Raw genomic sequence first — 15,596 nt, forward strand, 5'->3', positions numbered from 1 at the left:
CGGCAAAGCCGGAGCATTCCCATGGGCATCAATTCCCCCAGCGACATCGCAGCCAACCTGCAGATCGGCCCCACTGACGCGGGCATGGTCCGCATCTACATCGAGGCCGAGGGCGGTATCGACCTGCCGCTCGACTTCGACCCCGAGGAGGCCGAGGAAATCGCCGAGGAACTGCGCGCCGCGGCCGAGGCGGCCCGGGCCATCGGCGACCGGCCGACGTCAAAGCCGAAGAAGCGCTAGGCCGGCGCGCGGGAAGGCCAAAGACCTTCGAAGGAATTTGCAAAACTCTTCGAAGAGTTTTGCGGCTCCCGGCCGGTTGACCGCATCCCGTCGCCCCGCCACCATGCCGACGCACGACCCGGAGGATTCTTCCATGGCCGCAGACGGACCCGCCCTCGACACTGACGAAGAAGACGCGGGCGACTGGGGGCCCTTTGGCAAGCCGCTCTTCGATGATCCGTCCGCCCGCGCCCTGTCGCGGGTCGGTGTCGTGGATGTCGGCTCGAACTCGGTCCGTATGGTCGTCTTCGACGGTGCGGCACGCAGCCCGGCCTATTTCTACAACGAGAAGATCATGTGCGGTCTGGGCAAGGGTCTCGCCCAGACCGGGCGGCTGCATCCCGAGGGCAAGAAACGGGCACTGGCCGCGTTGAAGCGCTTCGCCCTTCTGGCGAAGGGCATGGACATCTCGCCCTTCACCGTGGTCGCCACCGCAGCCACGCGCGAGGCCGAGGACGGCCCCGAATTCCAGGCCGAAGTCCTGCGCGAGACCGGCCTCAGGCTCCACGTCATCGACGGGGCCGAGGAGGCGCGGCTGTCGGCGCAGGGCGTGCTTCTGGGCTGGCCCGACGCCAGGGGGATCGTCTGCGACATCGGCGGCAACTCGATGGAACTGGCCCGGATCGGCGACGGCAAGGTCGGCAAGCGGGTCTCGACCCCCCTTGGCCCGTTCCGGCTGCAACAGGTTTCGGGTGACGCGAAGAAGCGGAAGGCGCATATCGACGCGATCCTCGAGGCCGCGAGCAAGGATCTGAAACCCAGCGGCGACCGCATCTACCTTGTCGGTGGCAGCTGGCGCGTCATCGCACGGCTTGACATGGAACGCCGCAACTACCCGCTGACCGTCCTGCACGAATACCGCATGACCCCGGACGGCCTTCTGGCCACGCTCGACTGGCTGGCGACCACAGATCTTGCCGCGCTGCGCGGCCGCACCGGCACCAGCGCCGAACGGATGGAACTCGTCCCCCTCGCCTGCGAGGTCCTGCGCGAGATCATCCGCCTGCTGAAGCCCTCGGAAATCGACGTCTCGGCCTACGGCATCCGCGAGGGGCTGCTTTTCGAACAGATGCCGGAACGTCTCCGCGCCCGCGACCCGCTGATCGAGGCGGCGCGGATCACCGAATTGACCCAGGCCCGCATCCCCGGCTTCGGCAAGAAGCTCTTCGCCTTCCTCGAACCCCTGTTCAAGGGCGCGACCCCGGAACGGCTGCGGCTGATCAAGGCCGCCTGCCTCTTGCACGACACCACCTGGCGCGCGCACCCCGACTACCGGGCCGAAGCCTGCTTCGACAATGCCACCCGCGCCAACCTCGGCGGGCTCGACCATCCCGGCCGGGTGTTCCTGGGTCTCGCGCTTCTCCACCGCTACAAGAACAGCCGGGCCGGCAGCCGGATGGAACCCCTCTTCCGCCTGCTGTCGGAAACCGACATCCAGGAGGCCGAGGCGCTTGGCAAGGCGATGCGCTTCGGGGCCATGTTCTCGATCGGGGACCCGTCCAAGGCGGGTGCCCTGCGCTGGAATCCGAAGAAGCGCGTGCTGACCCTCGCGCTGACCGAGGACGGCGTCAGCCTCTTCGGCGAGGTCGCGCAGGCCCGCTTTGCCGCGCTGGCCCTGGCACTGAAGGCGCAGGCCAAGGTCGAACTGAGGGACGCGGAATGATGCTGGCGCTGGATCACCTCGCCGTGTCGGCCGCCTCGCTCGAGGAAGGCGCGGCCTGGGTCGAGCAGGCGCTTGGCATCCCGCCGGCCGGGGGCGGCAAGCATCCGCACATGGGCACGCACAACCGGCTTCTTTCGCTGGGCGATCTCTACCTCGAGGTCATCGCCATCGACCCGGCCGCGCCGAAACCCGGCCATCCGCGCTGGTTCGACCTCGATCGCTTTCGCGGCCCGCCGCGCCTGACCAACTGGATCTGCCGCAGCGACGACCTCGACGCAGCCCTGGCCATGGCCCCGCCCGGGACCGGCACCGCGACGGACCTGCAACGCGGCGACTACCGCTGGCGCTTTGCCGTGCCGGCTTCGGGCCGGCTTCCCTTTGACGACTGCCACCCCGCGCTGATCCAGTGGCAGGGCGACCTGCACCCCGCGCGCACGTTGCGCGACCACGGCATCCGCCTGACCGGGCTGGAGATCACCCACCCCGAAGCCGACGCCCTGCACGCCGCGCTGGCCGGCCTGTCCGATCCCCGCGTCGTGGTCGAGCGCGGCCCCTACCCGGGCCTGCGCGCGACCTTCTCCACCCCGAACGGCCTCCGCGTCCTGACATGATCCGCCCCGCCCGGGCCGAGGACGCCCCCGCCCTCGCGGCGCTGCTCAATCACTGGATCCTCCACAGCGCCGTCACCTTCAACCCCGTCCCCAGGACGGAGGCCGACATCCGCGCCATGATCGCCGACAAGGCGGCGGGCGACCAGGCCTTCCTGGTCGCCGAGGATGCGGGGCGCCTGATCGGCCAGGCGAGCTATGGCCAGTTTCGCGGCGGCGCGGGCTACCGGACCTGCATGGAACACTCGATCTCGCTTCAACCGGACTGCCGCGGCAAGGGCACGGGCCGCACCCTGCTGACGGCCATCGAGGATCACGCCCGCACCCGCGGTGCGCACCAGATGATCGCCGGCGTCTCAGGCGAGAACCCGGACGGCCAGGCCTTCCACGCCCGGATGGGCTATCGCGTGATCGCCACCGTTCCCGAGGCGGGCCACAAGTTCGGCCGCTTCCTCGACCTTGTGCTGATGCAGAAATTCCTCTGACAAAGGCACCGGCGCGGGATATGGTCGGCCCATGTCGATCTGGACCCGCATCACCGAGGCCCTCGCCGCCCTGGCCAAGGGCGAGCCCTTGTCCGTGGTCTTCGACCGCCTGCGCAGCGCGCCGGCGCCGGAACAGTCCGTCGGCTTCACCATCGCCGTCCTCGCGCTTGGCGCCAAGATGGCCAAGGCCGACGGCACCGTGACCCGCGACGAGGTCACCGCCTTCCGCCGCATCTTCACCTTCCCCGAAGGCGAAGAGGAACACGCCGCCCGCGTGTTCAACCTGGCCCGGCAGGACGTGGCGGGCTTCGATGCCTATGCCCGCAAGATCGCCCGCCTGTTCAACCCGGACGGCCACCGCATCTGCGCCGACGACCATCATGTGCTGGTCGACATCCTCGAGGCCTTGTTCCAGATCGCCATCGCCGACGGCAGCTACCATCCCGGCGAGGACGCCTTCCTGACCCATGTCGCCGAGGAGTTCGGCCTTGACGAGCGCTGCTTCCGCATCGTCCGCTCGCGGCTGGTGGAAGGCGCGCCGCGCGATCCCTATGACGTGCTGGGCCTGCCGCGCGATGCCTCAAAGGAGCAGGCTCGCAAGGCCTGGCGCGATCTGGTCCGCGATACCCACCCCGATGTCCTGCAATCCCGGGGCGTTCCGCCCGAGGCGATGAAGCTGGCCGAACGCCGGCTTCAGCTCATCAACGAGGCCTGGCGCAAGATCTCGGCCAAAGAGGCGGCATGACCGCCCGTCCCCTGCGCCTTGCGACCTACAATGTCGAATGGTTCAACGCGCTGTTCGACGACGCGGGCAGGATGCTGGAGGACCGCGAACCCTCGGCGCGCTACCATGTGACCCGGGCCGAACAGCTGGGCGCGCTGGGAATCGTGTTCACCGCGCTCGACGCCGACGGGATCGTCATCATCGAAGCGCCCGACACCAACGGCCGGCGCTCCACCGTCAGGGCGCTGGAGACCTTCGCCCGCGCCACCGGCCTGCGCGCGCGAAAGGCGATGATCGGCTTTCCCTCGGACACAGAACAGGAAATCGCCTTCCTCTACGACCCCGACCGGCTGACCGCGCGACATGATCCCGTGGGCGAGCCCTCCACCACCTACGGCTCGCAGGACGCACCCCGCTTCGACACCACCTTCCGCTACGACCTCGACACCGACAACGTGACCGAGGCGATCCGCTTTTCCAAACCGCCGCTGGAACTGGCCGTCACCACCGCGAGCGGCACGAAGCTGCGGCTGATCGGGGTGCATGCCAAGTCGAAGAATTCGCACGGGGCGGTCGGGCGCGAGGCGCAGCTGCGGCTGTCGATCGAGAACCGCCGCAAGCAGCTGGCGCAATGCCTATGGATCCGGCAGCGCGTAGATGCCCATCTGAAGACCGGCGACAGCCTGATCGTGCTTGGTGATTTCAATGACGGCCCCGGCATCGACGAATTCGAGAAGCTCTTCGGCCATTCCGGGGTCGAAATCGTGCTCGGCACCTCGTCCGACCCGGCGCTGACCCTGACCGATCCCCATGCCGCCATGGCGCTGCAAAGCCGCGTCGGCTTCGCCCCCACCACGGCGCGCTTCTACCTCGCGCCGCAGAAGCGTTACTTCGAGGCGCTCCTCGACTTCATCATGGTCTCGCCCGACCTTGCGACGAAGGGCCCCGAATGGCGCATCTGGCACCCGTTCAACGACCCCCGGATCATGGAGATCCCCGAACTGCGCGAGGCCTTGCTGCAAGCCTCCGACCATTTCCCGGTGACGATCGACTTTCCCCAGTTGTGATTTGAAATGCGGCCGCGCGATGCCCATATTCCCCGCATGAGACTCGCGCTTGCCCTTTGTCTTGCCGCCGCCCCGGTCCTGGCCGAGGAGCCGCCCGCCGCGCCCAAGGCGACGGAGGAGGGCTTCAGCCTGATGGAAGAGGGCATGAAGCTGGTCCTGCGCGGCATGATGACCGAGATGCAGCCCGCCCTGGACGAGATGGGCAAGGCGCTGGAAGAGGCGGGCCCGGCGCTTCAGGGTCTTGGCGCCGAACTGGGGCCGAAGCTGCGCCAGCTGATCGCGCTGATCGACGACATCAAGAACTACGACGCGCCGGTGATGCTGCCGAACGGCGACATCCTGATCCGGCGCAACGTGCCCCTGGTGCCGAAACTGCCGCCGCTCGACCCCCAGCCCGGCCCGAACGGCGAGATCGAGCTTTAGCCGGCCACCCGCGCAAGCGTCGTCGCAAGATCGCCATAGCCGGTGAAGCGGCGTTCGTAGTCCAGCCCCAACCGCCGTGCGCAGTCCGCAGCCTTCGCGTCCAGCGCGGGATCATCCAGTTGTGCCTGATAGACCAGCTTGCGGTAGTTGCCGAAATACATGTCGCGCAGCTCGGGGTGGCGATCCAGGCCCATCGGCTTCCAGACGAAAGCATCGAACTGCCGCACCAGGAAATCGGTCAGGTAGAAGGCGTCGAACTCTTCCTCGGCTCGGGCGGCGAAGGCGGCGTTACCCTCGAAGAAGGCATAGCAATGCGGACCTTCCACCATCTCGACCCCCAGCCTGTCACAGGCTGCCTTCAGAAGCCCCCCGGTGCCGCAATCGGCATAGACGACGAAAATCGTCTCGTAGTCCCCCCGCGCCTTCTCGACCGCCACCTTGACCGCCGGGACGATCCGGTCGGGCCAGAGATGCAGCTTGGCCGGCAGGCAGTGCAGGTCCATGTGCGACCAGCCGTTCGCCGCCTTCAGGGCCAGGATCTCGTGCGCCAGCGCGCCGCAGGCGATCAAGAGGATGCTGCCCTGACGCGCGGGGGCAAGACCGGTTTCGGACAGGGTGGTGTCATCCATCGCCGGCGCTCAGCGCCCGACCCGGGTCCAGGTCAGGATCAGGCTGGCGGACAGCGTGGCGAACAGAAGGGCCGCGAGAGGGATGCCCGACCAGACCGCCAGCCACAGCGTCAGCCCGGCGGCCAAGATCACCAGCGCGATCAGTCCAAGGAAATGCGTCAAGGGCATGGTCCGTCTCCCTGACTCTCAATCTGCGCCCGCGCCGGCCCGCTTGCAAGGCCCTCGCTCGTCACAGGCCCGTGTCGTCACGGGCCTGTGGCGCAGAGGTCAGCCGTTCAGCTGGTTGTGCTTGCGCGAGACGAACTGCTTGGCGGTTTCCACCGCCACCGCCGCATCCCGGCAATAGGCGTCGGCACCGATCGCCTTGCCGAATTCCTCGTTCAGCGGGGCGCCGCCGACCAGAACGATGTAATCGTCGCGCAGGCCCTTTTCCTTCATCGTGTCGATCACGACCTTCATGTACGGCATGGTCGTGGTCAGCAGCGCCGACATGCCAAGGATGTCGGGCTGTTCCTTTTCCAGCGCCTCGATGTATTTCTCGACGGCGTTGTTGATGCCGAGGTCCACCACCTCGAAGCCCGCGCCCTCCATCATCATCGCGACCAGGTTCTTGCCGATGTCGTGGATGTCGCCCTTCACCGTGCCGATCACCATCTTGCCCATGCGCGGCGCGCCGGTCTCGGCCAGCAAGGGCTTCAGGATCGCCATCCCCGCCTTCATCGCGTTGGCGGCCAGCAGAACCTCGGGCACGAACAGGATGCCGTCGCGGAAGTCGGCCCCGACGATGGTCATGCCGGCGACCAGCGCCTTGGTCAGCACGTCGTAGGGCGCCCAGCCGCGCTCGATCAGGATGTTGACGCCTTCTTCGATCTCTTCCTTCAGACCGTCGTAGAGGTCGTCGTGCATCTGCAGCACAAGCTCGTCGTCCGAAAGTTCGGACAGGATGATCTCGTCATCGTCGGCCATTGCGGGTGCTCCAAGGCGAAAGGGTCTGGTGTGGTGATGGTCGCAAAGCGGCCCGGTCACTATTCGGCAAACGACATGCCCGGGATGAAAGCCGACAGCAAGCGCGAATATGGCGCGTCTGATACGCTTCTGCTACAAGGGTCCTGTTCCAGCAAGAGGTTGCGATGCTGCGCGCGTTCTGCCTGTCTGTCGCTTGCATCGCGCTGGGGATTTGCGCCATCCCGGCCCAGGCCCGGATCGTGGACCGGACGCTCCTGCCGCTGTCGATCTTCGCAGGCGGTCACTGCGACCGCAAGCCCGACGAACTGCTGCCGGCTCCGGGAACCGAGACCGGGACGATCGACCACAACTTCAGCGGCTTCGACTTCGTGACCGAAGGCGACATCCTGGTGCCGGCCATCGGCCTTGGGTTCGGACTCCGCGTCAAGCTTCCCGGCTACGGCCCCGGAACAACCCTGACCATCACCATCAAGGGACCGAACCAGGATCTCAGCACCTGGGACTTCGCCGTTTCGCAGACGGGCTATATCGAGGTCGGCCGCCTGCCGATGCCCGGAAAGTCCCTTCCCGAGGGCCGCTATGTCCTGGGCATCCACGATGGCGACAGGTTGCTCATCGCCTATGACTTCGTCATCGCCGGGATCGACGACGAAGGCCTCTGCTTTCCGCTGGTCTCCTGAGCCCCGGATCCTGAACGGCGATCTGCCGGCAATCCGTGCTTGGCGGTGTTTGCATTTTGTTCTAACCTCGCGGCATGAGCGGCCCCTCCTCCATCCTGCCTGGCCAACGCCTCCGCGCGCGGGGGGCGGACAGCAATGCCAGCGGCCGGTTCGAGGCGACCGCGCGCGTGGCCTTCGACGACGGCTGGGACCTGGCCGAGGAGGACCGCCTTGTCGAAACCGAGGTGCGGCAGGAACGGCCACGCTCCGCGCTGACCTTCAACCGCTCGCCGGATCTGCCCTTCGACCGTTCGATCAACCCCTACCGGGGCTGCGAACACGGCTGCATCTACTGCTATGCCCGGCCCAGCCACGCCTTCCTGAACCTCTCGCCCGGACTGGACTTCGAGACCCGCCTGATCGCCCGCCCCGGCATTGCCGAGGTTCTGGACCGCGAACTCCGCCGCCCCGCCTACAAGGTCGCGCCCATCGCCATCGGCACCAACACCGACCCCTACCAGCCCGTCGAACGCGACCTCGGCATCATGCGCGAGGTGCTCCGGGTCCTGGCCGCCTTCCGCCACCCGGTCTGGATCACCACCCGCGGCACCACCATCGAACGCGACATCGACCTGATCGCGCCGATGGCCGCTCAGGGGCTGGCCGCAGTCTCGATCTCGGTCACCACGCTGGATGCGGACCTCGCCCGGCGGATGGAACCCCGTGCCCCCGCGCCACGACGGCGGTTGCAGATCATCCGCCGCCTGGCAGAGGCCGGGGTGCCGGTGCGTATCCAGGTTTCGCCGCTGATCCCGGCGCTGACAGATCACGAACTGGAATCGGTGATGCAGGCCGGCCGCGACGCGGGCGCGCGTTTCGCCAATTCCATCCCCCTGCGCCTGCCGCTGGAGGTGGCGGGCCTGTTCCGCGACTGGCTGGAAGCAACCTTCCCAGACCGCGCCTCCCGCGTCATGGGCCGGGTGCGCGAGCTGCACGGCGGGCGCGACTACGACCCGGAATTCGGCACCCGCATGCGCGGCCAGGGGCTCTGGGCCGACCTGATCCACCGCCGCGCCGAGCTTGCGCGCAGGCGCCTGGGTCTGGACGAGGGCCTGCCCGCCCTGCGCTGCGACCTGTTCCAGCCGCCGGCACGGACGGGCGACCAGTTGACGTTGTTCTGACCGTTTCGGCCGCGGCACGAATCTTTTCGAAAAGATTCGCGCCCCGGTCCCCCTGTCTCAGCCCCGCCGGCCGCGCCGCTCGCGCCGGCCGGCACCCGCATCGTCGCCCGTTCCGTCCGAGGCCGAAGAGAAGGGGCCCAGCTTCGCCTGGATCGCTTCCAGCGTCGGGCGGTTGCCCCTGGGCCGGCTTTCCAGCGCCACGCGCATCGCGCGCAGGTGTTCGGGCATGGTGCCGCAGCAGCCGCCGATGATCCGCACCCCCGCGTCGCGCGCCATCACGGCATATTCCGCCATCAGTTCGGGCGTGCCGTCATAATGGATATGCCCGTCGTGATACTTCGGGATGCCGGCATTGCCCTTTGCGATGATCGGCCGTTCCGTCCCGGTCGCGGCAAACCCCAGAACGGTCCGCAGCAGGTCAGATGCGCCGACGCCGCAGTTCGCGCCGAAGGCGATCGGCGGGTTGATCAGGCGTTCGACCATTTCGGCCAGTGCCGCCGAGGTCACGCCCATCATCGTCCGCCCCGCGGTGTCAAAGCTCATGGTGCCGCACCAGGGCATGTCGGCGCGCAACGCCGCATCCGCTGCCGCACGATATTCCTCGGGGGCCGAGATCGTCTCGACCCACAGCACATCCACTCCGCCTTCCTTCAGCGCCTCGGCCTGTTCGTGGAAGATTTCCACCGCCAGTTCGTGCGTCAGCGTGCCCATCGGCTCGAAGATCTCGCCCGTCGGGCCCATCGACCCCGCGACGATCACCGTCCGCCCGGCCTTGTCGGCAATCTCGCGGCCGATCTCGGCGCCCACCCGGTTCAGCTCGCGCACGCGGCCTTGCGCATTGTGCAGCTTCAGCCGCGCCGCATTGCCGCCGAAGGTGTTGGTCAGGAACAGGTCCGACCCCGCCGCCACCGCATCGCCGTAAAGCTTGCGGATGTTCTGGGGCTTCTCGACGTTCCACATTTCCGGCGGCTCGCCCGAGGACAGTCCCATGTTGAACAGGTTGGTCCCCGTGGCCCCGTCAGCCATCAGCCAGTCACGCGAGGCAAGCATCCGGGTCAGGGCGTCGGTCATGTCAGATTCCTTCAAGGCTCGCTGGCTTCCCCTCTGCCACGGGTTGCGGGCCGAGGCAATTTCATATTCTGCATGGTGTCTTGCGGTCTGTCTCAAATCGGTCGTTGCCCGGCCGGACCCGTGCCTTGACCCGACCACCCGCATCCGGACAGCAAAAAGGCGCGGCCCCGGAGGTCCGCGCCCGGTCTCAGGCTGGAGGCTCCGGCCTCAGAACTCGCTCATCAGCTGCGCCTTGGCAACCGGCAGGAGTTCCTTCAGCTTTGCGCGGATCTCGTCGGCGCTGGCCTTGCCGGCCAGATCGGCCACGACCTTGCGCACCACGTCCTCCGAGCCCGCCTCCTCGAAGTCCGAGCTGACCACCTCGGCCGCATAGGCGGCCGCCTCGTCGCCGGTCTTGCCCATGAGCTCGGCCGCCCAGAGCCCAAGAAGCTTGTTGCGCCGCGCCTCGGCCCGGAACTGCATCTCGCTGTCATGGGCGAACTTGGCCTCGAAGGCGTTTTCGCGGTCGTCGAACGTGGTCATGGGATCCCCCGACTGTCTGGCGTTTCTTCCCATATGCCCATCCGGCCCGGTCGCCGCAAGCCCCTTCGGCCGGGCTTGCGCGGGTCTGCCCACGGCTCGCGCCTTGCGGGTATCGGCCCCTTGGACTATAGCCCAAGGAAAGCGGCTTGAAGGCGCGATCCTTCCGCCGCGACCCCCGGAAAGAGTGAACCATGGCACGGCGCAAGAAGGTCTACGAAGGCAAGGCCAAGATCCTTTACGAAGGCCCCGAGCCCGGGACTCTGGTGCAGTATTTCAAGGACGACAGCAGTCCGTCGGTGGCCGCCCCCTCGACGCTGGAAGGCAAGGGCGTGCTGAACAACCGGCTGTCGGAATTCTTCATGTCCGGGCTGAACCAGATCGGGGTGCCGACGCATTTCATCCGCCGGCTGAACATGCGCGAACAGCTTGTGCGCATGGCCGAGATCATCCCGCTGGAAGTCGTTGTGCGCAACTTCGCCGCGGGGCCGCTCTCGTCCCGGCTCGGTATCCCGGAAGGTGCGCAACTGCCGCGGCCGATCGTGGAATACTATTACAAGGACGAAAAGCTGAACTCGCCCCTCGTGGCCGAGGAACACATCGTCGCCTTCGGCTGGGCCAACCAGCAGGACCTCGACGACATCGTGGCGCTGGCCCTGCGGGTCAACGACTTCCTGTCGGGCGTGATGATGGGCGTGGGCATCCGGCTGGCGGATTTCAAGATCGAGGTCGGCCGGATCTGGGAAGGCGACTTCATGCGCCTGATCGTCGCCGACGAGATCAGCCCCGACAGCTGCCGTCTCTGGGACATGCGCCAGCCGGAGCGCCCCGACGGCACGATCCCCGACCCGCAACCGCTGGGCGATGTCTATACCGAACTGGCGCGGCGCCTCGGCGTCCTGCCCTCGAACGTTACCCACACGATGAAGCCCACGCTCATCAACTGAGCATACCATACCCACCGCAGCGCCCGACCGCGCGGTGCCGGTCCGCGGGCAGGTCGCGCAAGGACCCGGCATGACGGACTATCTCGCCTTCCTGCGCCGGAACCTCCGCTGGCTTGTCGCGGGGTTCCTGCTGACCTGGGCTTCAAGCTTCGGGCAGACCTTCTTCATCTCGGTCTTCGCTGGCGAGATCCGCGCCGCCTTCGGCCTGTCGCACGGGGAATGGGGCGGGCTCTACGCCGGGGCGACCATGGCCTCGGCGGCGGTGATGGTCTATGCCGGCGGGCTGACCGACCGCTTCCGGGTGCGCCGGATCGGGCCGGTGATCCTGTTCGGTCTGGCGCTGGCCACCTTCCTGATGGCCATGGCCTCGGCTGTCTGGGCGCTGGCCGTCGCGGTGTTCCTGATGCGCCTGATGGGCCAGGGCATGATGAGCCACAGCGCCATGGTCGCCATGTCGCGCTGGTTCGCGGCGCAACGCGGCCGGGCGGTGGCCTTCGCCGGGCTCGGCGTCGCGGCGGGCGAGGCGCTCCTGCCGATCCTCGCGGCAAGCCTGCTTCTGGTCCTCGACTGGCGCAGCCTCTGGCTCTGCGCGGGCCTCCTGCTGGTTGCGCTGGTCCCGGTGCTGAACGCGCTCCTGCGCCAGGAACGCACGCCGCAATCCTTCGCCGCCGAAAGCCGGTCGGCCGGCATGCGGGGCCGCCAGTGGACCCGGGCCGAGGTCCTGCGGCACTGGCTCTTCTGGCTCCTCCTGCCCGCCGTTCTGGGGCCGCCCGCCTGGAACACCGCCTTCTTCTTCCATCAGGTCCACCTGGCCGAGGTTAAGGGCTGGGCGCATGTCACGCTGGTCGCCCTGTTCCCGGTCTTCACCCTGACCGGCATCGCCAGCATGCTGGCCACCGGCTGGGCGGTGGACCGCTTCGGCGCTGCGCGGCTGGTGCCGGTCTATCTCCTGCCGCTCGCTGCGGGCTACCTGGTCCTATCCCAGGCCGCGACGCCGACGACGGGGGCGCTGGCCATGGTGCTGATGGGGTTGTCGGTCGGGGCCAATGCCACGCTGTCCGCGGCGCTCTGGGCGGAATTCTACGGCACCGCGCATCTGGGCCGGATCCGGGCAATGACCGGTGCGGTCATGGTGCTCGGCAGCGCCATCGGCCCCGGCGTCACCGGCGCCCTGATCGACCGCGGCTACGACATGACCGTGCAATCGGTCTGGATCGCCGGCTACTTCCTCCTGGCCGCCGCCCTTGCCGGGGCCGGAGCCCTCGCCGCCCGCCGCGCCCTGCCCGCCCCCGCCTCCGCGCTTGCCCCGGAGCCCGGCCCGGGCTGAGCCCCCCTTGCCCCCTGCCCGCCCCTTCGCTAAGGACGGGCCAGACCAACCCCGGGAGGCCCCGATGAAAGCCCGCGTCACCGTCATGCTGAAATCCGGCGTCCTCGATCCCCAGGGCGAGGCCGTGCGCCACGCGCTCGGCTCGCTGGGCTTCGCCGGGGTCAACGGCGTGCGGCAGGGCAAGGTGATCGAACTCGACCTCGCCGAAACCGATGCCGCCAGGGCCGAAACCGCGGTCAAGGCAATGTGCGAGAAACTTCTCGCCAACACCGTGATCGAAAGCTACCGGGTCGAGCTTCTCTGACCGGGCGCCGCCCCCTCGGCTTTTGCCCTTTCCCAAATACTCCCGCCGGAGGCACCGCGGTTTCCCCGAAGACCGCCGCCGCCCGACCGCGCGCCATTCCCCTACCGCCGCAACGCCCGCAACCAGATCCCGTCCCGCGCCCTGACCGTCAGATGCGCCACGGGCACCGGCACCCGGTCGGGCAGCGCCTCGAACCGGAAGGCGCGCACGAGATGCGCGAGCATCAGCGTGCCCTCCAGCATCGCGAACCCCGCGCCGGGGCAGACCCGGGGGCCCCGCGAGAAGGGCAGATAGCCGCCCTGCGGCACCTCGCCCGCCCAGCGGTCGGGATCGAAGGCATCCGGCCTTTCCCACAGCCTTTCGTGCCGGTGCAGGTGCCAGGGGCTGATGACCACCTGCGCCCCGCGCCGGACCCTGCGGCCCCGGAACTCTTCCGGCCGCAGCGTCTCGCGCACCAGCATCGGCACCGGGGGATAGAGCCGCAGCGCCTCGCGGAAGACATCGCGGGTCAGGCGCAGGGCCCCAAGCGTGCCGAACTCGGGCCGCAAGCTTTCGGCCTCGGCCGTGACCCGCTCCTGCACCTCGGGGTGCGTGGCCAGCAGATAGAGTGACCAGGCCAGGGCCGAGGCGCTGGTCTCGTGCCCTGCCAGAAAGAAGATCGCCACCTGATCGACCATCTCGTCGGTCCCGAACCGCGCGCCCGTCACCGGATCGGGCGTCGTCATGATCTTGGTCGCCAGGTCCGCCGGCGCCGTCCCCGCCGCGATGGCTGCCGCCCTTTCCGCCGTCAGCCCCGCGATCAGCCCCCGGATCTCCCGCGCCGACCGCCGCGTCGCCCCCCGGTGCAGCCGCGGCACCCAGTGTGGCAGTCGCAGGAAGGCGCCGAGGTTCAGGATCGGCGCCGAGCGCTGATAGGCGCGGAATTCGTGGAACACCGCCTGCGCCACCCGGTCCTCGATGGGAATCGAAAACAGCGTGCGGAAGATCACGTCCGCCGCCGCGTGACTGGCCGCAAGCTCCACCTCCACCTCGCCGGTCGCCATCCTGGCCACCGCCGCCTCCGACGCCGCCCATATCGCCGGAAAGGCCTCGCGCAGCCGGCCACCCTCGAAGGCCGGGTCGATGATCCGCCGCTGGCGCAGCCACTCCTCGCCGTTGGTGACAAAGACCGACCGGCCCAGCAGCGGCCGCAGCCCTTCCGTCACCCGGTTCGACTTGGGGAAATCCTGCGGCCTCTCGTCCAGCACCCGGCGGACCAGCGCCGGATCGTTGCAGAGGTAGCTCTCGAAGAAGGGCGTGCGGAACTCGGCCATCCAGGCGCGATAGAGCCGCGCCGGCTGGGCCGACAGGATGTCGCGCCGGAAGGCCCGCAGATGGCCCCAGAGCGAAACCCGGTCCGCCCTGGGCACCGGTTTCGGCGGCAGCGGGGGGGTCACGCGACGCTCCGGTGCGGGCTCAGCGGCCGGGTGATCCGGCTGGCAGAGGGCTTGCGCCCCCGGAACCGCTCCGCCAGCGTCAGCGGCCCGGCCGTGATGCGGAAATAGTCGTAGTCGCCCGGCCGATCGAAGGCGCAAAGATACTGGAAATGCAGCCGGAAATAGCGCCGCCGCAGAGCCCGCCATGTCTCGGGGCGCAACGTCTGGCTGAAGGCGGCCGAGAGCACCAGCGGCCAGCGCTGTCCCTCGGGCGCGACACCTGTGACCGCCACCGGATCGCAGAGCGCAAAGCTGCACCCGTCTCCGGGGGCGGACACATCCACCCAGGTCAGTTCAACCCTTGTCGAAAGATAGGCCAGATCCCCGCGCAGCCGGCCCGCCCTCGGCAGGAACGACACCATCGGCACCACCTGCCCAAGGCTCAGAAACCCCAGGGCCGGGCGCCGCGCCGGCAGGCCCTCGCGGATCAGGTCGGCCAGGATCGACACCGCCAGATGCACGCCCGAGGAATGTCCGACCACCAGCACCTCATCCAGGTCCCGCTCCAGCGCCGCGCGGATGCGGGCCCGGAACTCGGCCATCCGACGCTCCAGTGCCGGCGGGTTCTCCCCCTTCAGCCCGGCGGTGAAGGCATAGTCATGCATCAGGTAATAGGCATAGACCCGGTGATCCATCGCACGGAAACCGCGCAGCGTCAGCCATCCGGCCAACAGCCCGAACAGGATTGCGACCCAGTGACCCGGTGATCCGGGCCCGACCAGCACCAGCCAGGCCCAGGCAACTGCCTTCGCCGCGAGGAAAAGGACCAAGAGGGCAATCACGGCCTGCAGGATGAGGACAGCAATCGGATACAGCGCCGCAATCATCGGCCCCTTGCGCAGCCGCATCAGCCGGTTGAGGGCGCCATGGCCGATATAGGCCCATGCCGTCCGGACCAGCTGCAGATAGGTCGCGGCGATGCCCTGCGCCATGGATTGCTGCACGAGGTCCGACCAGACCAGCACCTCGACCTCGGCCTCGACCTCCCGCCCCTCGATCCGTGCGGCGACCCGCCAGCCATAGGTCTCGCCTGCGCGGGGCTGGATCGCCAGCCGATAGCCCGAGATCGCGGCCTGTGCGGCGCCCTCGCTGCGGTAAAGCTCGCGGTAGCGCCGGGGCGGAAACGGGTCGTAGCCGGGGATGTAAAGGACATGGCGCCGGAAAACGCCCGCCTCTCCCGCGCTGTTGTCCTGTGCCGCCACGACCATCCTGCAAGTCTGTCCGCGCCACCTTAACGCCTCGCAAGGCAGAGGAAAGGCATGCGCGGCG

General features: G+C 68.4%; 19 protein-coding genes. 12 read left to right on the forward strand and 7 right to left on the reverse strand.

All coding sequences use genetic code 11. From position 1 onward, the window contains the following. Positions 1-21 precede the first annotated feature (21 nt). From ACK4IU_RS03770 to ACK4IU_RS03800, 7 genes are all read left to right on the forward strand, one after another. Positions 22-240: a DUF6324 family protein gene (locus ACK4IU_RS03770; protein ID WP_409731826.1), complete on the forward strand. Its 219-nt coding sequence runs from the start codon at positions 22-24 to the stop codon at positions 238-240. A gap of 133 nt (positions 241-373) precedes the next feature. Beyond that, positions 374-1,942, forward strand: coding sequence for a Ppx/GppA family phosphatase (locus ACK4IU_RS03775; protein WP_409731828.1), 1,569 nt, complete (start codon positions 374-376; stop codon positions 1,940-1,942). Further along, positions 1,942-2,553, forward strand: a complete 612-nt coding sequence (locus tag ACK4IU_RS03780) for a VOC family protein (RefSeq protein ID WP_409731924.1) — start codon at positions 1,942-1,944, stop codon at positions 2,551-2,553. The genes ACK4IU_RS03775 and ACK4IU_RS03780 overlap by 1 nt, the downstream gene beginning before the upstream one ends. Then, entirely contained in the window at positions 2,550-3,035 is a 486-nt protein-coding gene (locus tag ACK4IU_RS03785; RefSeq protein ID WP_409731830.1) for an N-acetyltransferase family protein, read from the forward strand. Before ACK4IU_RS03780 ends, ACK4IU_RS03785 begins: the two co-directional genes overlap by 4 nt. 31 nt (positions 3,036-3,066) lie before the next feature. Continuing rightward, positions 3,067-3,780 (forward strand): TerB family tellurite resistance protein, encoded by a 714-nt coding sequence (locus ACK4IU_RS03790; protein ID WP_409731832.1) that lies wholly within the window; start codon positions 3,067-3,069, stop codon positions 3,778-3,780. Next, positions 3,777-4,826: an endonuclease/exonuclease/phosphatase family protein gene (locus tag ACK4IU_RS03795; RefSeq protein ID WP_409731834.1), complete on the forward strand. Its 1,050-nt coding sequence runs from the start codon at positions 3,777-3,779 to the stop codon at positions 4,824-4,826. Before ACK4IU_RS03790 ends, ACK4IU_RS03795 begins: the two co-directional genes overlap by 4 nt. A gap of 36 nt (positions 4,827-4,862) precedes the next feature. Further along, positions 4,863-5,249 (forward strand): AAA+ family ATPase, encoded by a 387-nt coding sequence (locus tag ACK4IU_RS03800; RefSeq protein WP_235019390.1) that lies wholly within the window; start codon positions 4,863-4,865, stop codon positions 5,247-5,249. Here the strand turns inward: ACK4IU_RS03800 and ACK4IU_RS03805 are convergent. From ACK4IU_RS03805 to ACK4IU_RS03815, 3 genes are all read right to left on the reverse strand, one after another. Further along, positions 5,246-5,878: a DUF1638 domain-containing protein gene (locus ACK4IU_RS03805; protein ID WP_409731836.1), complete on the reverse strand. Its 633-nt coding sequence runs from the start codon at positions 5,876-5,878 to the stop codon at positions 5,246-5,248. The genes ACK4IU_RS03800 and ACK4IU_RS03805 overlap by 4 nt on opposite strands. 9 nt (positions 5,879-5,887) lie before the next feature. Then, positions 5,888-6,046, reverse strand: coding sequence for a hypothetical protein (locus ACK4IU_RS03810; RefSeq protein ID WP_200833939.1), 159 nt, complete (start codon positions 6,044-6,046; stop codon positions 5,888-5,890). Positions 6,047-6,145: 99 nt separating this feature from the next. Continuing rightward, the gene (locus tag ACK4IU_RS03815) at positions 6,146-6,844 is read right to left on the reverse strand and encodes a corrinoid protein (protein ID WP_409731838.1); all 699 of its coding nucleotides are present in this window, start codon (positions 6,842-6,844) and stop codon (positions 6,146-6,148) included. Positions 6,845-7,008: 164 nt separating this feature from the next. Here ACK4IU_RS03815 and ACK4IU_RS03820 point away from each other — a divergent pair, with 164 nt between their 5' ends. Further along, positions 7,009-7,524, forward strand: a complete 516-nt coding sequence (locus ACK4IU_RS03820; protein ID WP_409731841.1) for a hypothetical protein — start codon at positions 7,009-7,011, stop codon at positions 7,522-7,524. 74 nt (positions 7,525-7,598) lie between these two features. After that, entirely contained in the window at positions 7,599-8,684 is a 1,086-nt protein-coding gene (locus tag ACK4IU_RS03825) for a PA0069 family radical SAM protein (RefSeq protein ID WP_409731843.1), read from the forward strand. 57 nt (positions 8,685-8,741) lie between these two features. On the opposite strand, the gene bmt is transcribed toward ACK4IU_RS03825, so the two are convergent. After that, a complete protein-coding gene (bmt, locus tag ACK4IU_RS03830; protein ID WP_409731845.1) occupies positions 8,742-9,755 on the reverse strand; it encodes a betaine--homocysteine S-methyltransferase in 1,014 nt (337 codons plus the stop codon). A 207-nt stretch (positions 9,756-9,962) separates the two neighbouring features. Further along, positions 9,963-10,277: a DUF1476 domain-containing protein gene (locus ACK4IU_RS03835; RefSeq protein WP_409731847.1), complete on the reverse strand. Its 315-nt coding sequence runs from the start codon at positions 10,275-10,277 to the stop codon at positions 9,963-9,965. A gap of 191 nt (positions 10,278-10,468) precedes the next feature. Between ACK4IU_RS03835 and ACK4IU_RS03840 the strand changes: the two genes are divergently transcribed. The 3 genes from ACK4IU_RS03840 to purS all read left to right on the forward strand — a co-directional run bounded on the left by ACK4IU_RS03840 (position 10,469) and on the right by purS (position 12,852). Further along, positions 10,469-11,221 (forward strand): phosphoribosylaminoimidazolesuccinocarboxamide synthase, encoded by a 753-nt coding sequence (locus tag ACK4IU_RS03840; protein ID WP_409731849.1) that lies wholly within the window; start codon positions 10,469-10,471, stop codon positions 11,219-11,221. Between the two features lie 70 nt (positions 11,222-11,291). Further along, positions 11,292-12,548 carry an MFS transporter gene (locus ACK4IU_RS03845; RefSeq protein WP_409731851.1) on the forward strand — a complete coding sequence of 419 codons (1,257 nt, stop codon included), beginning with the start codon at positions 11,292-11,294 and terminating at the stop codon, positions 12,546-12,548. A 64-nt stretch (positions 12,549-12,612) separates the two neighbouring features. Then, a complete protein-coding gene (purS, locus tag ACK4IU_RS03850) occupies positions 12,613-12,852 on the forward strand; it encodes a phosphoribosylformylglycinamidine synthase subunit PurS (RefSeq protein ID WP_409731853.1) in 240 nt (79 codons plus the stop codon). A gap of 101 nt (positions 12,853-12,953) precedes the next feature. Here the strand turns inward: purS and ACK4IU_RS03855 are convergent, their stop codons facing one another. Further along, positions 12,954-14,288: a cytochrome P450 gene (locus ACK4IU_RS03855; RefSeq protein WP_409731855.1), complete on the reverse strand. Its 1,335-nt coding sequence runs from the start codon at positions 14,286-14,288 to the stop codon at positions 12,954-12,956. Beyond that, the gene (locus ACK4IU_RS03860) at positions 14,285-15,535 is read right to left on the reverse strand and encodes a hypothetical protein (RefSeq protein WP_409731857.1); all 1,251 of its coding nucleotides are present in this window, start codon (positions 15,533-15,535) and stop codon (positions 14,285-14,287) included. Before ACK4IU_RS03860 ends, ACK4IU_RS03855 begins: the two co-directional genes overlap by 4 nt. Positions 15,536-15,596 lie beyond the last annotated feature (61 nt).

The organism is Tabrizicola flagellatus (genome assembly GCF_046295235.1).
GTDB lineage: Bacteria > Pseudomonadota > Alphaproteobacteria > Rhodobacterales > Rhodobacteraceae > Tabrizicola > Tabrizicola flagellata_A.

What these genes read in the sequence shown, in the direction of transcription:
- ACK4IU_RS03815 (WP_409731838.1), bottom strand. Translation starts at nt 6,844, where the DNA reads ATGGCCGACGATGACGAGATCATCCTGTCCGAACTTTCGGACGACGAG.
- ACK4IU_RS03800 (WP_235019390.1), top strand. Translation starts at nt 4,863, where the DNA reads ATGAGACTCGCGCTTGCCCTTTGTCTTGCCGCCGCCCCGGTCCTGGCC.
- purS (WP_409731853.1), top strand. Translation starts at nt 12,613, where the DNA reads ATGAAAGCCCGCGTCACCGTCATGCTGAAATCCGGCGTCCTCGATCCC.
- ACK4IU_RS03770 (WP_409731826.1), top strand. Translation starts at nt 22, where the DNA reads ATGGGCATCAATTCCCCCAGCGACATCGCAGCCAACCTGCAGATCGGC.
- ACK4IU_RS03805 (WP_409731836.1), bottom strand. Translation starts at nt 5,878, where the DNA reads ATGGATGACACCACCCTGTCCGAAACCGGTCTTGCCCCCGCGCGTCAG.
- ACK4IU_RS03790 (WP_409731832.1), top strand. Translation starts at nt 3,067, where the DNA reads ATGTCGATCTGGACCCGCATCACCGAGGCCCTCGCCGCCCTGGCCAAG.
- ACK4IU_RS03775 (WP_409731828.1), top strand. Translation starts at nt 374, where the DNA reads ATGGCCGCAGACGGACCCGCCCTCGACACTGACGAAGAAGACGCGGGC.
- ACK4IU_RS03835 (WP_409731847.1), bottom strand. Translation starts at nt 10,277, where the DNA reads ATGACCACGTTCGACGACCGCGAAAACGCCTTCGAGGCCAAGTTCGCC.
- ACK4IU_RS03840 (WP_409731849.1), top strand. Translation starts at nt 10,469, where the DNA reads ATGGCACGGCGCAAGAAGGTCTACGAAGGCAAGGCCAAGATCCTTTAC.
- ACK4IU_RS03795 (WP_409731834.1), top strand. Translation starts at nt 3,777, where the DNA reads ATGACCGCCCGTCCCCTGCGCCTTGCGACCTACAATGTCGAATGGTTC.
- ACK4IU_RS03785 (WP_409731830.1), top strand. Translation starts at nt 2,550, where the DNA reads ATGATCCGCCCCGCCCGGGCCGAGGACGCCCCCGCCCTCGCGGCGCTG.
- ACK4IU_RS03825 (WP_409731843.1), top strand. Translation starts at nt 7,599, where the DNA reads ATGAGCGGCCCCTCCTCCATCCTGCCTGGCCAACGCCTCCGCGCGCGG.
- ACK4IU_RS03810 (WP_200833939.1), bottom strand. Translation starts at nt 6,046, where the DNA reads ATGCCCTTGACGCATTTCCTTGGACTGATCGCGCTGGTGATCTTGGCC.
- ACK4IU_RS03845 (WP_409731851.1), top strand. Translation starts at nt 11,292, where the DNA reads ATGACGGACTATCTCGCCTTCCTGCGCCGGAACCTCCGCTGGCTTGTC.
- bmt (WP_409731845.1), bottom strand. Translation starts at nt 9,755, where the DNA reads ATGACCGACGCCCTGACCCGGATGCTTGCCTCGCGTGACTGGCTGATG.
- ACK4IU_RS03820 (WP_409731841.1), top strand. Translation starts at nt 7,009, where the DNA reads ATGCTGCGCGCGTTCTGCCTGTCTGTCGCTTGCATCGCGCTGGGGATT.
- ACK4IU_RS03780 (WP_409731924.1), top strand. Translation starts at nt 1,942, where the DNA reads ATGCTGGCGCTGGATCACCTCGCCGTGTCGGCCGCCTCGCTCGAGGAA.
- ACK4IU_RS03860 (WP_409731857.1), bottom strand. Translation starts at nt 15,535, where the DNA reads ATGGTCGTGGCGGCACAGGACAACAGCGCGGGAGAGGCGGGCGTTTTC.